The sequence below is a fragment of the Rufibacter psychrotolerans genome (assembly GCF_016924645.1).
Taxonomy (GTDB): Bacteria; Bacteroidota; Bacteroidia; order Cytophagales; family Hymenobacteraceae; genus Nibribacter; species Nibribacter psychrotolerans.
The window spans coordinates 397,025-411,426 of the sequence record NZ_JAFFJV010000009.1 but is presented as its reverse complement, the minus strand read 5'-3'; the positions used below and the strand labels follow the sequence as shown (position 1 = coordinate 411,426).

Below are 14,402 nucleotides of genomic sequence, written 5' to 3'. Positions count from 1 at the left end.
ACAACAAAAAAGGCTCCCTGCAGCAGGGAGCCTTTTTTCTGGTTAGCTTCTGACAACTTACCGGTTCAGCACCAGGCGCTTAATGGTGGTCTTGCCGTCTACCGTGATGCGGCAGATGTAAACGCCGTTGGAATGCTTGCTGCCGTCAAACTCATACTGGTAGGCTTGCCCGGCTTCGGCTCTGCCCGAATGCAGCGCCTGTACCCGCTGGCCGTGCACGTTGAACACTTCCAGTTGTACCTCCCCGGCGTTCTCCACGGTGAACCCAATGGTCACCCGGTCGGTGAAGGGGTTCGGGCTGGCCGTGAACGCTGCTTCCGATGCCTTAGGTGCCGCAAGTTCGGCGCCCTGGGTGGTGGCTAGCATGTCAGCGCCAGTGTACGGAATCAGGCTGGAGCCGGGGATGGTCTCCATGGTGCCATCGGGGCGGGTCCAGGCCACGGTCATGTGGTCTTTGGAGCGGAACTCGCGCATCACCGCCTCAATGTAGTAGCGCTTGCCGGCCTCCAGCATCACCGTGCCCGACTGCTGGGTGGGGAAGGTGGAGTAGCGGTGGCGGTCCTGAGCGAGGCCACCCTCATTTTGTTGGCCGGGTCCTCGTCGGTGCTCAGCCACAGCTCGGCCCGGTCGTCGGCGCTCAGGTGGAAGCGGTAGTTGCCCGTCATCGGAACGCACAGGTAGCCGCGCACCCGCGCGAAGTAGTTGTCGCCCACGTTGGCCGGCACCGAGAACGAGGAGATGGTGCTGGTGCTGCTGGGCGCCGTGCCCGCAGGCAGGTGGTGGATCTCCACTAAACGTGAGGCTACGTTAGCCCACATCTCATAGGTGATTTCACCCGTTCCAGAGCAAGCCATCGGCATGCCGGTGAAGGGCACCAGGCTGGAGCCGGGGATGGTCTCCATGGTGCCGTCGGGGCGGGTCCAGGCCACGGTCATGTGGTCTTTGGAGCGGAACTCGCGCATCACCGCCTCGATGTAGTAGCGCTTGCCGGCCTCCAGCATCACCGTGCCCGACTGCTGGGTGGGGAAGGTGGAGTAGTTGCCCGGCGCGGTGGCGGTCCTGAGCGAGGCCACCCTCATTTTGTTGGCCGGGTCCTCGTCGGTGCTCAGCCACAGCTCGGCCCGGTCGTCGGCGCTCAGGTGGAAGCGGTAGTTGCCCGTCATCGGAACGCACAGGTAGCCGCGCACCCGGGCGAAGTAGTTGTCGCCCACGTTGGCAGGCACCGAGAACGAGGAGATGGTGCTGGTGCTGGTTGGCGCCGTGCCGGAAGGCAGGTGGTGGATCTCTACCAAACGTGAGGCCACGTTGGACCACATCTCATAGGTAATGCCGCCGGTGTTGGCGCAGGTTACCGGAGTAGTGTTTCCGGTGACCATGAACCGCTGGATCACAGGCTCTGCGGCAGCATACTCGTCATTGCCCGCTTGTGAAGCCTCTACCACCACTTCGCCCTGCATGCCGGTGAGCGTGATGGTATTGCCGCTGATGGTGGCCGGCCCTGACACGATTCTGAAGGACACCGGCAAGCCCGAAGTTGCGGTGGCGCTGATGGTGAATGGCGCATCACCTACCATTTTGTTGGCCAGCGGGCCAAATGCAATGGTCTGGCTTTTCTTGGTGGCAGTCACCCACGTAATCTGCGCCGTGGAGCTCACCGTGCCCGAAGAGGCCACAATGTTATCGGTGCCGGGGTTGGTGCCCGTGTAGCAGAACCTGGCTTGTCCGTTAGCCCCGGTGGTGGCAAAACCGGTCTGACCGTTTGCCCCGGTAATGTTGAAATCTACCCTAACCCCAGCTACTGGATTATTGTTTTGGTCTGTGGCGGTGGCCAACATGCAGTGCTCGGTGCCCGTAGTGGCGGTAGAACCGCCCTGTAAGGTAATGGTAATGGTCCGTACCGTTGCCACCGGTGCCAGAGACTGTCCGCCCGGGTACCCGTAGGAGTCCGCGTTATCAAACCCGTACACAAAGGCGCCAAAGGGGAAATTTCCGCCCGTGAGGTTATGCGTACCGGCTTCCACCGGAATCTGCGCCCCAGAAAACCCGCTGCTTCCAATGGCCATGAAGGACGAAGCCGGGATAACCGTGCCGTCTACCCTGATGGACCCTATGCCCGCGGTTGGGGCCACTACGTTGATGTAATTCACCCTGAACCCAGAGGCCGGGGTGGCCACCGTGTAACTGCCTAAAAACTGCTCAAAGGGCGGAATCAACATCATGAACGGATCTGATGTTACCCCGTCAAAGGAGGTGCCGTTGGAGTATTGCGCCACCAGAATGGGTTTGGTGGAGGTTATCTGGGCTGCCGTTGCCACAATCTGCTCATGGTATTCGCCCCTTTCCAGGGTGGCCACCGTCGTGCCGTTGATAGACACCACAGTATTCCCCTCTGATGCTAAGAACCTAAAGGTATCTCCGCCCCTTCTTGTGGCCAGCGGGATGGTGACAAACGCCTTGCCCCACGCCGAGCTTGGGGGCAGCTGCTCTACGATATAATCACACGCAACCGTGTTGCCGTCGGGGATGTTGGCGCAGCCGTGGCTCCCGAACACCGCCACCGGCTGACTGGACGAAATCAGGGTTCCGCTCAGATCACTTGGGGCCGGGCTGGTGTTCTGCAGCAAGTAGGTCTGCCCCTGATTCAGCGTGATGGTGTAAGGAACCCCCATGGCATGCCCGTCAGTGGCCTCCGTTGGGGTGATGGTGACGCTGGTATTGTTCACGGTGGCCACTATTGCCAGCTGAGTGGCATTGACCACGTTTACGTTCTTGTACCCCAGGTTGATGTATTCCGTGCCCAAAATATTGGTGGGCAGCGCCAGGAAAGCATCGGTGGTAAATTGCTGCCGGTTCAGGCCGTACACCGTCACTTCCTGCTGGGAGACAACGTGAATCCCTTTGTTCTCAATGCTGTTGGAAGCCATTAATTGGGCCCCGGTGGGTAAAACTACTGAGGTAATCTCCCCTGGCGTAACAGAGAAATTAGTGGAAAAGCCCATGCCCGGAATAGACACCACGCCGGTGGTTCCTACCTCCCCGGTGATAAACAGCGTCAGCGTACTTTGCCCCCCGAAATTACCCGGAAACGTAAGCCAGAAATCGCTTCCCTTGCTGTCTGCCACCGGCGTTTGGGCCCTGCCCTGTGCGACAATTCCTAATAAAATAACGAAGATGCTGAGCATCCTACACCTGAGAATCAACCGAGTAAAATCTTTCATAATTTTTTTGGGGTTAGAGTTGAACATTGTTTTAATAAATAGGGGCAATAGGTTAGCTTCATTTTGGGGTTACTCCAGGGGTTTTACACGCACATTTTTAAAGTTTACCCTGGTAATGTCGGCCTTGAAGGTTGGCAGGGCCTTCTCAGAATAAGTGATACATTCTTTGATGCCCACCTGCGTGCAATCGTCTTCAGAAGTGTCGCCCGGGGGCAACACAAGGCGCTTGCCTTGGCCATAACTTTCAAGCTCTTCGGGCACCTGGCTGGTCTGATAGGCTTCTTTCCAGGCCAGTTCCACCTTTTTCTTGGTGGTATTGCTGAACTTCAGGAACACCACGCTCCTATTCTCACAGGTACCTATCTTGTAGTATATCTTCACTCCCTGGGCCTCAGAATGAAATATCCAACTGGCATCATCGGGCTGAACCGCTCCTGGCCGGGAGCCCACCGTAGAAAGCGCCGGCGCCAGGAGAAAGAGCAGCACCAACCACGTTGCCTTGCAGCCCAAGAGGCTGTATTTTCTCTCATTATCGCTCATACTTGTGATCATTTAAGTCTCAGTTCTACACTCAAAAGGCACTACTTACACCGAGGATTTTTATGCATTTCGGTATCCTTGTTAGGGAGGAATAGACGCGGCATTTACCAAAGACTTCATCTATTGCTTTTGTTGCTTGGTATCAACTTTAGAAAGCAGTTTGCCTTGTATCTCATGCCCTAAAGGCATGCCGTGGCGTAGCGCAGAAAAGAAAAGGTGGCCTGGGGTTATGGTGCATAACCCTTCTTACTTTTTAAGCAAAGGCAGAATGGAGGTAAATGGCTTGGGCCCACAAGCAGCCCCTTAGAAAAGGTAATTGAAAGCCTAACGACCACGCCTTAAAGGGCCAGCAAAAACTAAAAGGGGCTAAGGCTTGAAAGCAATGGGCAGGGTAAACCTGGCAGATTTAGAGAAGCAAAAGACGGGCAATAAACAGCTGGAAGGCTTGGTAGAGTTAGCGTGCATAGCATTAACGTTAGGTTAACCAAATACCTGTAGCCCCTAAGCTCTTAGGCTACAAAAACTACTCAGTACTAAACCAACACAAACACACCTTTCGTGTTTTGTTGTACATGCAGGTCACCCATGGGCGCGGCGGGTACCGCTTACCCAATAAGTACTCTATATAGCATATACCCCTCAATCCAGATACTATACCTTGGCAATATGAACTAAAGCTAGTTAGCCCTGTACCACGGAGTTCCTGGTACAAAGGCATGGCCAACCAACCATGTTTCGCTGGTAACAACAGACCTACAGGAAGCCCTCTACCGGTACGCGCGTAAAGCGCCGTAAACTTCTTTCAGATCCTGACAGGAAAGTAACTGGTGCTGTTATGAAAGCAAATGTAGTATAAAAAATAATTATTCCAATATAATTTATACTTATTTACACAAATTTAACAGACTTCTTAATTTATACTTACAAGTAGGTACCCTAGGGGCGGTAGGGTGAAAAAAGTCTGCCGCCTAAGCCGCGAACAGGACGCGAGGCTCCTGGCCGGCTTTAGCACATTGGCAGCAGGGCAAGTTATCCTGGAAGCCGCGCTTCTCACAGTAATCAGGAGGAATGGGACAATCCCTACAAAAAAACAGCCATTGAAGCAGGTCCTCTTCAATGGCTGTGGGAGACAGTTCAGGCAGGCCTTACCGTCAGGCACTTTCGGGCACTTGCAGCTCTGGCACGTAGGGCTCAATGATGTCCATGTAGGTGGCAGCAGCATGGAAGGAGCCGATCACTTCCACGCCCATTTTAGCCCACACCTCCATAAAACGGTTCTCAAAGGAGAACAAGGTAATGGCCCAGCCTTTGTGGTTTCGATGGGCCAGGGCAATGCCTTTCTGCTCCAGCAGTTCGGCCTGGTTTCTGGGTGGAAGTTTATGAAAAAGCGAATGTTCTAACATACCGTCTCGTAACGCTGAGGTTCTCCCTCATAAGCCAGGCAGGAACGTTTTAGTTCACCCGGCCCGGGCCTGCGAAGGTAACAAAGTTACTGGGGAAAAGGCCAGGCAATCCGGTTCCCCTATGCACGAAAGGGAAAGCCTCCAGCGCTCTCTTCCAGGTGTTTCAGGCCGGTTTTCAGCAAAATGGCTCCAAAACCTCACGGCCCCATCCTGCCTGCAACTGCCCTCGTTTCAGGGCTGTTTGTACAAAAACTGCCCCAAAACGCTGCTGAAGCTCATTGAAAAAGTGTATAGCCCTACTTATTGATGTACACCGGGTGCACCATGTTCTCAAAGGTGTAGATCTCGTCCCACTTGGCCTGGTCTAGCAGTTTGCGCTCCAGCACCACAATCTGGTGGATGGACTTGCCGGTGGCCAGCGCCTCTTTGGCAATGGAAGCGGCGGTCTCGTAGCCCAGCAGCGGGTTGAGGGCGGTCACAATGCCAATGCTGCGCATGACTTCCTCGCGGCAGACCTCCACGTTGGCCACAATGCCGTCCACGCATTTGGTGCGCAGCGTGGTGATGGCGTTGATCATGTAATTCATGGAGGTAAACAGGCTGAAAGCGATGACCGGCTCCATCACGTTCAGCTGTAGTTGACCGGCCTCAGCGGCCATGGTAATGGTCACATCGGCGCCTATCACGTAAAACGCCGTCTGGTTCACCACTTCCGGGATAACGGGGTTCACCTTGCCGGGCATGATGGAGGAACCCGGCTGCATGGGCGGCAGCTTGATCTCGTTCAGGCCGGCCCGGGGCCCCGAGGCCAGCAACCGCAGGTCGTTGCAGATCTTGGAGATTTTGACGGCGCTGCGCTTGAGCATGCCAGACACCAGCACGTAGGTTCCCATGTCGGAGGAGGCCTCAATCAGGTCAGGGGCCAGGTGGATGGGCAGCTTGGTGATCTGGGCCAGGTACTTGGTGCAGAGCTGGGGGTAGCCCTTGGGCGCGTTGATGCTGGTGCCTATGGCGGTGCCGCCCATGTTGCACTCGGTAAGCTTCTCCTGCACTTCCGCCAGGTGCTTGATGTCATCGTTGATGGTGGTGGCAAAGCTGTGGAACTCCTGCCCCAAGGTCATGGGCACGGCGTCCTGCAGCTGGGTGCGGCCCATTTTCAGCACGTTTTTGAATTCCTCGGCCTTTTTCAGGAAAGCGGCTTTCAGGTCAGCGAGGGCCTGCAGGTACACATCCACCTTCAGGTGCACCGCCATCATGATGGCCGTAGGGTAAGTATCGTTGGTGGACTGGGAGCAGTTGACGTGGTTGTTGGGGTGCAGGAACTCATATTGGCCTTTTTTGTGCCCCAGGTACTCCAGCCCGATGTTGGCGATGACCTCGTTCACGTTCATGTTCACCGAGGTGCCCGCCCCGCCCTGGATCAAGTCGGTCACAAACTGGTCCAGGTACTTGCCGGCAATCAGTTCATCGCAGGCGAAGATAATGGCCTCGGCCAGCTTTTTGTCCAGGACGCCCAGGTCACGGTTGGCCATGGCGGCGGCCTTCTTCACGTAGGCAAACGCCACAATGAACAGCGGCTCTGAGGCAATGGTGATGCCGGTGATGTTGAAGTTTTCCAGGGCCCTGAGCGTCTGCACCCCGTAGTAGACGGTATTGGGAATCTCTTTCTCGCCCAGGAAATCATGTTCTATTCTGACGTTGGGTTTCATGTAGTCTAGGTTAGTAACAGGCATTTCCTGTACTGTACCCCATTTGCGGCAACTTGGTTATCTGCCTAGCCCCCGCGCGCCAACCTCCGCCTGGCCCTCACTGCCCAACCTGTTTTAGCCCCATTTTCTGAAAACGGGCCCAAAACGAGCCTCAGACCTTCAGGAATTTCACCTTGATGATGGTGGTGAGATAGTCATAGATCTCGGTGACTTCCTTGTCAAACAGGAAGGTGTTGTAGCCGTCGGCATCTACTTTGCTCACCCGGCAGCCGTTGCCCACCATCTGGTACACCACTTCCCTGATGCGGAGCGGGTGCCCGGCCAGGTTCAGCATGCAGGTGGCGTCCTGGGCCTCTACAATTAAGAAAAGGTGCTCTAAGGAATCTTCAGAATAAGTATGCGCGTCAGTCATTTCGTGGTAATCCATGTTTTGCTTCAACGCCCATTGGGCCGTATGGGTGCCCTTTTGGGACTATTTTTTAGAAATCGGCCCTTAAACCGCTGGCTTTTGGGGTTTGCTCACCAGGTAAACGCCCCCAAAGATCATGGCCGCGTAGAGGGCTTTCTGCCAGGTAAACACATCTTTGCCCAGGCCCACGGCAATGAGAATGGCAAATACCGGCTGCAGGTAAATGTACACGCCCACCAAGGCCGGGCTGGCGTATTTCATGGCCCACACGTTGAGCAGGTACGCCAGAATGGTCATCCCGATGACCACAAACGCGATGGCGGCCCAGATGGAGGCCGGTAACGTGGCATATGCCGGGGCCAGCACCTGCTCCAGCCCGAACGGGATCACCCCTACCGCCCCCACCAGGAAAATGCGGCTCACCACCGTGATGGGGTGGTACCGCTGCATCAGGGGTTTCACCAGCACCAGGAACGCGCCAAAGCACACGGCATTGAACAGGATCAGCAAATCGCCCAGCAGGTGCCCGTGCGCGGTGCCGGCCTTGCCCGAGATCAGCATCATGGCCCCCAGCCCGGCCACAAGGATGCCCACCATGCGGAACACTTTGATGCGCTCCCTGAGCAGGTACGCCGACAGCAGCACCACCATCACCGGCGACACCGTCTGAATAAGCGAGGCATTGATAGGCGAGGTAAGGTTGAGCCCGCTGAAGAACGACAGCTGGTTAAGCGTGATCCCCAAAAGTCCGGAAAGGGTAATCCGGACCCAGTCGTTTTTGCTCTGGATTTTCTCTTTCACCACGAAAACGGAAATGGCCCCAAACACCAGCACCGCACTCACCACCCTAATCACAATTAGCCCAAACGGCTGCACATAGGCCGGCATAATCTCCTTCGCAATGCTGTAGTTGGCCCCGTAGATAAGCGCCACCAGGAACAAAGCCCCGTGCACCTGTACTTGTCTGTTCATGGCCGCAAAGGTAACTAACCTGCCCCTGCGCGCCACCAAAAGAGTCTTGGGCTAGTGTGGTTTCTTCGGGTAAAGTAGGGCTAACCAGCTCAACCCGTGCCGTTTGCCCCTGCCCTATCAATCGGACTAAACCTGCCTGGGCTATTTGGTTTTGGCACTATAAACAGCTGAAGTAGTATTGGTTAAAGGAATTTCACTGCCTAGGCCAGGTATGCCCCAATTAAGGGTTTGGGGCGGAATGAATGGGGGGAGAAATTGGTTTTGGGAGTAGCGGGTTACGTATTTTTTTGCCTTACTTTGCATGCCCAAACCGCTCTGACGCTTCAAAGCAGCTTGGTAGCAGAAAGCTATTGAACACGTGCTTTCGCTTTAAAACCTTTTCAAATGAGTGATGCGATCAAACATGAGTGCGGCATAGCCATTGTCCGCCTCCGCAAACCCCTGGAATATTACACTGAGAAATACGGCACCCCCATGTACGGCGTACAGAAAATGTACCTGCTCATGGAGAAACAGCACAACCGTGGGCAAGACGGCGCCGGCTTTGCCAGCATTAAGATCAACGCCAAACCCGGCACCGAATACCTGGCCCGGTACCGGTCGGTGAAGACCAAGGCGATTGACGCCATTTTTGGCAAAATAAGCGAGAAATACAACAAGGTTAAACGCAAGTTCCCCCACGACGCGAAAGACATTGATTGGCTCAGACAGCATCTTCCCTTCCTGGGCGATGTGTATCTGGGCCATTTGCGTTATGGTACCCACGGCGAGAACAGCGTAGACAACTGCCACCCCATGGTGCGCGAGAACAACTGGCGCAACCGCAGCCTGGCCGTGGCCGGTAACTTCAACATGACCAACGTAGATGAGCTCTTTGACGTGCTCACCGAACTGGGCCAGCACCCGCGCCAGAAAATAGACACCGTGACGGTGCTGGAGAAGATAGGCCACTTCCTGGACGAAGAGAACCAGCGCCTGTTTGACTACTTCAAGCCCGACCACAACAACGAGGAAATCACCGCCCTCATTGAAGAGCACCTGGACCTGCAGCGCGTCTTGCGCCGGGCCTGCAAAGACTTTGACGGTGGCTACGCCATGGCGGGCCTTACCGGCTACGGCGCCTCGTTTGTGGTGCGCGACCCGTCGGGTATCCGGCCCGCGTACTATTACATGGACGATGAAGTGGTAGTGATCGCCTCTGAAAAACCGGCCATCAAGACCGCGTTTGGGGTGGAGTACAGCCAGATCAAAGAGATTACCCCCGGGCATGCCCTCATCGTGAACAAAAACGGCGAGGCCGCCGAAAAGGAAATCCTGCCGGCCCTGGAAAAGAAATCGTGCAGCTTTGAGCGCATCTACTTCTCCCGCGGCAACGACCCCGAGATTTACCAGGAGCGCAAAGCTTTAGGCAAACTGCTTTGCCCGCAGGTGCTCAAGGCCATTGACTTTGATCTGGAGAACACCGTTTTCTCCTACATCCCCAATACCGCCGAGACTTCTTTCCTGGGCATGATGGAAGGCGTGGAAGATTACCTGCGCGCCTACCGCCGCAAGGCCATTCTGGAAGCAGACGGCGATGAAGAGAAACTGGACAACCTGCTTTCTTTCCGGCCCCGGGTGGAGAAACTGGTCATCAAAGACGCCAAGCTGCGGACCTTCATCACCGATGACACCTCGCGCGACGACCTGGTGGCCCACGTCTATGACACTACCTATGAAGTGGTGCGGAAAGGCATTGACACCGTAGTAGTGATTGATGACTCTATTGTGCGTGGCACCACCCTGGAGAAAAGCATTATTAGAATGCTGGATCGCCTGGGCCCTAAGAAAATCATCATTGTGTCCTGCGCCCCGCAGATCCGCTACCCAGACTGCTACGGCATTGACATGTCCAAGATGAAGGAGTTTGTGGCCTTTCGGGCGCTCATGGGCCTGCTCAAAGACCGCAACCAGGAGTGCCTGGCGCACGAGGTGTACCAGAACTGCCAGCTGGGCCTGAAGACCGGCGAAGCCCGCACCAAAAACTTTGTAAAGGAACTCTACAAGCAATTCACGGCGGAGGAGATTAGCGCCAAGGTGGCCGAAATTGTCAAAGCCCCTAACGTAAAGGCCGAGGTGCAGGTGATCTTCCAGACCATTGAAGGCCTGCACGAAGCCATCCCTAACCACATCGGGGACTGGTATTTCACCGGTAACTTCCCTACCCCGGGCGGCATGAAAGTGGTGAACCGCGCCTTCGTGAACTTCATGGAAAACAAAGCTGGAAGAGCGTATTAAGGTGCTAATGGTTTAATGTGCTCATGTGCTAATTTCCTGGCACAAATTATAAACGAAACGGGCCGGTTCTTGGGAACCGGCCCGTTTCGTTTTAGGGCTGTTTTCTGGAAAGAACGCTCAAAACGGTTTACAGCTTGATGAAGCGTTGCTGGATAAGTCTATCTGAATTCTGAATTTTCAGGATGTAGTTTCCTGCGGGCAGATGCTTTACGGGAATGGCCGGATTCTGACCCGTTGAAACAGGCTGCACCTTTTCTACCCGCTGCCCTTTCAGGTCCAGGATCTCCACCACGGCCGTTGGCTCCAGCGTGATGTTGGCCAGATACACCGTTTCGGCGCTGGGGTTAGGGTACAACCTCACGTGGGCCTCGGTGCGGTTGCCCTCCTTTACCGCAATGGTCTTGCTGTACTCAAATTTGCCGTCATAGTCTAGCTGCTTCACGCGGTAATAGGTGGTGGCGCTGGAGGCCTGCCCGTGCTGGAACTGATACTTCTGTACGGTACTGCTGTGCCCCCCTCCTTTCACCACGCCCACCAGGGAGAAGTTTCTGCCATCCTGGGAGTACTCCACCTCAAAGCGGTCGTTGTTGATCTCGGTGGCGGTGGCCCATTCCACCAGCACTGCCTGGTTTTTGCGCTGTCCTTTCACGTAGAGCCAGGACACGGGCAGCACGGTCTCCATGGTGGCAATGCCTATCTGCCCGAAGGGTTTGATGAAGTTGCGCTTGGCGTAGCCGCTGGCTAGGGTCCGGCCATCTTTGTCGGGCGCGTCCAGGGTGCCTCCCCCGGTGGTCCAGTCTTTGCCGCTGGTGGAAGTCAGGGGTCTGATCAGCAACGCGAATTTATTGTCAGAAAGGTTATTGAACCCCTGCAGATAGGCCAGGGCCGTGAAGTTCCCCTCGCTGGGCACCGCGTTGGGCTCTACCTGCCACACGCCTTCCGTGCCCATGTGCGTGTAGGTATGCCCGCCTTCGGTCAGGAATAAATCACCATCCTGATGGTGCTGCAGGGGCTTGAAACTTACCAAAATGCTTTGGAAACCGTTGCCGCTTAGCCCTAATGACATCAGGTCCATCTGCCGCTTGCCGGTGGCATGGCCTACCGGAAACGTGTACGTTCCGCTGTTGCCCACCGCCCGCCTGAGGTTGCCCTGTACCCACAGGTTGGGGTCTACCACCTGCAACGCTGTGGCCGCCGGGCTCAGTAGGGATACTTCATGGAGATCGGTTTTAAATACCCCACTTCTAAGGGTGAGCACGTTAGTCACCTTCACCGACTTGCTGAGGGTAACTCCACCGGCGGTTTTGGCCACCAGCAGGTTGGCCACCGTAGCAGGCAAGCCATCGCCGGTCACCATCTCAGAGTTCCCGATGAACCCGTAACTGGCCTGCGGTGAGAAAGAGCGGGTCCCGCTTACGCGCACGTTGCCGTCCAGGGTACCGGTGCCGCTAAGTTTGATGCCCTGCGGCGAGCCGTACAGCAACGTGGCCCCGGGTTCCAGGATAAAGTTACCGGTACCGCCAATGGCGCGGTTGGTGGCAATCTGCAAGACCGAGGGCGCTTTCACCGTTAGGGTACCGGCTACATCAAAGTTGGCACTCACCAGCTGGTTGCCCAGGTCATTGTCGGTGTTGGCTTCTGCGGCTGTCAGGAGCACGTTGTGATAAGTAATATTCTGGGAGTTGCCGTACGTACCCCTGATGCTCTGGTTCTGGGTATTGACCGAGCCGTAGAACTCAATGGTGCCGCCCGTAATCTGGTAAGGTTCACTCTTGCCCTCCAGCTCGGGCCATGTCCCGCTGATGCGGCTGGTCCTGAACAGGCCCCCGGTCATGGTCAACCCACCAGTCCCCTTCAACGACTTATTGTTGAGGTCCAGAATGGCATTGGGCAGAATGGTAAGGTTCTGGTTGATGGTGGTGGTAGTAGAGATGGTCTTGGCATTGACCCCGGGTGTATTGGTGCCTCCAACAATAATCTTGTGGTAAGTTTTCCCGCGAAGCGTCTGCTCTCCGTTGCCAGCCAACTCAATGGCGCCCCCGGTAAGCTCGTAAGTGCCGGTCAGCTGGGGCACTGTGGTATTGGCTGCTATTTTGTAAGTCCCTCCGGTCATCACCAGCCTGCCGGCCCCGTTGATATCAGCGCTGGGGCTAGCGATGAAGGTTCCCTGCCTGATTTCCAGTCTTCCACCACTAGAGGAAATACCGGTACTTTGCGTGAGGGCCAAGGTGGTAGGATTATCCATGATCATGATTTTACCGCTGGTAGTAGCCGTCAAAGCATTGCCGGTTTGCTGCGGCAGGAGGCTGTTGTACACGAAAGTAGCCACCTGGTTGAAGGTTCTGCGGCTGTCCGTCACCACCACGTTGCCGCTGTTACCGGTGGCATTAATACCTTGGGCACTGGTGATGTACAAGGTTCCGCCCTGGTCCAGTTTGAAGTAACCTTGTCCCTGCACCTGGTACCCAAGTCCGTTAGCATCGGCTCCAAAGTCCAGAGTGGCCCCATTTTCCACCTGGAGCGTACCGGCGTAAACGGAATTGGAGGGATTCAGCAGCACGTGCTGCCCTAACCTGACCAAGGCACCGGATTTCACCATTAAGGACACGTGGTTGATGGGCCCGGCGGCTTGAAGCAGCTGCCAGCTGGTTCCCACCAGCCTGATGCCACTGAGGTCAGTTTTTACGGTGCTGCTGTTGTTGATGGTAGAGGCCCCGTCGGTCTGCAGGTTTCCTTTAAGGTCAATGTTAGACACGGCGGTGGAACTGGAGAGTTGGTTGAGGGTGAGGACGCTGCCCTGCAGGCTCATATTACCGGCAACCGAAAGCACGCCCGTTCCAGCGTTCTGACTTTGCACAAAGTAAGTCCCACCCGATAAGGCGACGTCGGCCCCAAAGGAAAGGCTCAGGCTGGCACCAGACAGAAACAACAGCGAAGAGGAAGCGGGCAACGTGGACCGAAAGGCCTGGGCCGCCAGCGGGGCGGAAACATCGGTCAGCTTCCACTGGGAGGTACTTCCCGGCAAGGCCAGGGTTAGGCGGCCAAACCAATAGCCGTGGGGCTGGGCAGTGAGGTGAGCACCGCTAAATAGCAAGGCATTAGCAGCAGCAGCCTCAACCCGTACCTCCGCCGAAGCATCTATCTGTTCCAGACCAGCCCACAGGGGTGAGGCTGCCTGGTACTGAGCCGATTTGATGATCAATCTTGCATTGGTCTGTAATTGGAGCACTCCCCTACTTTCCACCTCGCCTTCCTGGATAAGTTCTGCCGAGGGGGCAACTGTTACCCTATCTGTGACGAGCAGTCTGGAACCGGCAGGTACCGTAAGTGCCTTTGAGGAAGCTACCTGCAGGCGGGCGAGCTGAAGCGGGCCGGAAAGTTGAACCGCATGCTCCACATAAACAGTGGCGGTGGTTGGAAGCGGATACGTTGCCGGCAGCCAGGTACCTTGGGAGGTTAGCTGCTCCAAGGTGCTGGTGCCCCCGTTTTGGCCCAGCGTGCCAGCAGTGACCGTTCTGTAATCGCCCGCGGTGTACGGCCCAGCACCTTGTGCCCCCACTAACGTACTTTTGAAGATTGCAAACGCCCAAACCAGCATCCAAACTCTGAAAGCTGCTTTGCCTTTCCCAGAGAATCTCTCCACTTCCATCTGCCTTTTAGTACAAGCTTAAACTTAGTTAAATGATAAAATTTCTTGTTGAGGCCAACTCCAATTCAAGTCCAGAAGTTCAACCTCCATGTTAAACTTTATCATTAACCAACTTCACCATTCTAATAAAACAGCAGGTTTTAACCCTACTAAGTACAACAACCTGCCAGCATCTCACTACTTAGATGAATTAATTTAGGTACAAGGTTCAACTTATTCCTTCCG

9 protein-coding genes are annotated in these 14,402 nt (G+C 55.5%); 1 reads left to right on the top strand and 8 read right to left on the bottom strand.

Going from position 1 to position 14,402, the window contains the following annotated elements; all coding sequences use genetic code 11:
• Positions 1–57 precede the first annotated feature (57 nt).
• The 7 genes from JT718_RS20730 to JT718_RS10620 all read right to left on the bottom strand — a co-directional run bounded on the left by JT718_RS20730 (position 58) and on the right by JT718_RS10620 (position 8,251).
• Positions 58–615 carry a T9SS type A sorting domain-containing protein gene (locus tag JT718_RS20730; protein ID WP_205502489.1) on the bottom strand — a complete coding sequence of 186 codons (558 nt, stop codon included), beginning with the start codon at positions 613–615 and terminating at the stop codon, positions 58–60.
• A complete protein-coding gene (locus tag JT718_RS10645) occupies positions 513–3,218 on the bottom strand; it encodes a PA14 domain-containing protein (RefSeq protein WP_205502487.1) in 2,706 nt (901 codons plus the stop codon). Before JT718_RS10645 ends, JT718_RS20730 begins: the two co-directional genes overlap by 103 nt.
• Positions 3,219–3,287: 69 nt before the next feature.
• Complete coding sequence (locus JT718_RS10640) at positions 3,288–3,758, bottom strand: hypothetical protein (protein WP_205502485.1); 471 nt, start codon at positions 3,756–3,758, stop codon at positions 3,288–3,290.
• A gap of 1,151 nt (positions 3,759–4,909) precedes the next feature.
• Positions 4,910–5,161, bottom strand: a complete 252-nt coding sequence (locus JT718_RS10635; RefSeq protein WP_205502483.1) for a hypothetical protein — start codon at positions 5,159–5,161, stop codon at positions 4,910–4,912.
• 296 nt (positions 5,162–5,457) lie between these two features.
• Complete coding sequence (aspA, locus tag JT718_RS10630; RefSeq protein ID WP_205502481.1) at positions 5,458–6,870, bottom strand: aspartate ammonia-lyase; 1,413 nt, start codon at positions 6,868–6,870, stop codon at positions 5,458–5,460.
• A 151-nt stretch (positions 6,871–7,021) separates the two neighbouring features.
• A complete protein-coding gene (locus JT718_RS10625; protein ID WP_205502479.1) occupies positions 7,022–7,297 on the bottom strand; it encodes a hypothetical protein in 276 nt (91 codons plus the stop codon).
• A gap of 66 nt (positions 7,298–7,363) precedes the next feature.
• On the bottom strand, positions 7,364–8,251 hold the full coding sequence (locus tag JT718_RS10620; RefSeq protein ID WP_205502477.1) for a DMT family transporter: 888 nt from the start codon (positions 8,249–8,251) through the stop codon (positions 7,364–7,366).
• Positions 8,252–8,635: 384 nt separating this feature from the next.
• On the opposite strand from JT718_RS10620, the gene JT718_RS10615 reads away from it, so the two are divergent.
• Positions 8,636–10,528 carry an amidophosphoribosyltransferase gene (locus JT718_RS10615; protein ID WP_205502475.1) on the top strand — a complete coding sequence of 631 codons (1,893 nt, stop codon included), beginning with the start codon at positions 8,636–8,638 and terminating at the stop codon, positions 10,526–10,528.
• Positions 10,529–10,655: 127 nt separating this feature from the next.
• On the opposite strand, the gene JT718_RS20725 is transcribed toward JT718_RS10615, so the two are convergent.
• A complete protein-coding gene (locus tag JT718_RS20725) occupies positions 10,656–14,087 on the bottom strand; it encodes a T9SS type A sorting domain-containing protein (RefSeq protein ID WP_205502473.1) in 3,432 nt (1,143 codons plus the stop codon).
• Between the last annotated feature and the right edge of the window lie 315 nt (positions 14,088–14,402).

What these genes read in the sequence shown, in the direction of transcription:
- JT718_RS10645 (WP_205502487.1), bottom strand. Translation starts at nt 3,218, where the DNA reads ATGAAAGATTTTACTCGGTTGATTCTCAGGTGTAGGATGCTCAGCATC.
- JT718_RS10640 (WP_205502485.1), bottom strand. Translation starts at nt 3,758, where the DNA reads ATGAGCGATAATGAGAGAAAATACAGCCTCTTGGGCTGCAAGGCAACG.
- JT718_RS10635 (WP_205502483.1), bottom strand. Translation starts at nt 5,161, where the DNA reads ATGTTAGAACATTCGCTTTTTCATAAACTTCCACCCAGAAACCAGGCC.
- aspA (WP_205502481.1), bottom strand. Translation starts at nt 6,870, where the DNA reads ATGAAACCCAACGTCAGAATAGAACATGATTTCCTGGGCGAGAAAGAG.
- JT718_RS10625 (WP_205502479.1), bottom strand. Translation starts at nt 7,297, where the DNA reads ATGGATTACCACGAAATGACTGACGCGCATACTTATTCTGAAGATTCC.
- JT718_RS10620 (WP_205502477.1), bottom strand. Translation starts at nt 8,251, where the DNA reads ATGAACAGACAAGTACAGGTGCACGGGGCTTTGTTCCTGGTGGCGCTT.
- JT718_RS10615 (WP_205502475.1), top strand. Translation starts at nt 8,636, where the DNA reads ATGAGTGATGCGATCAAACATGAGTGCGGCATAGCCATTGTCCGCCTC.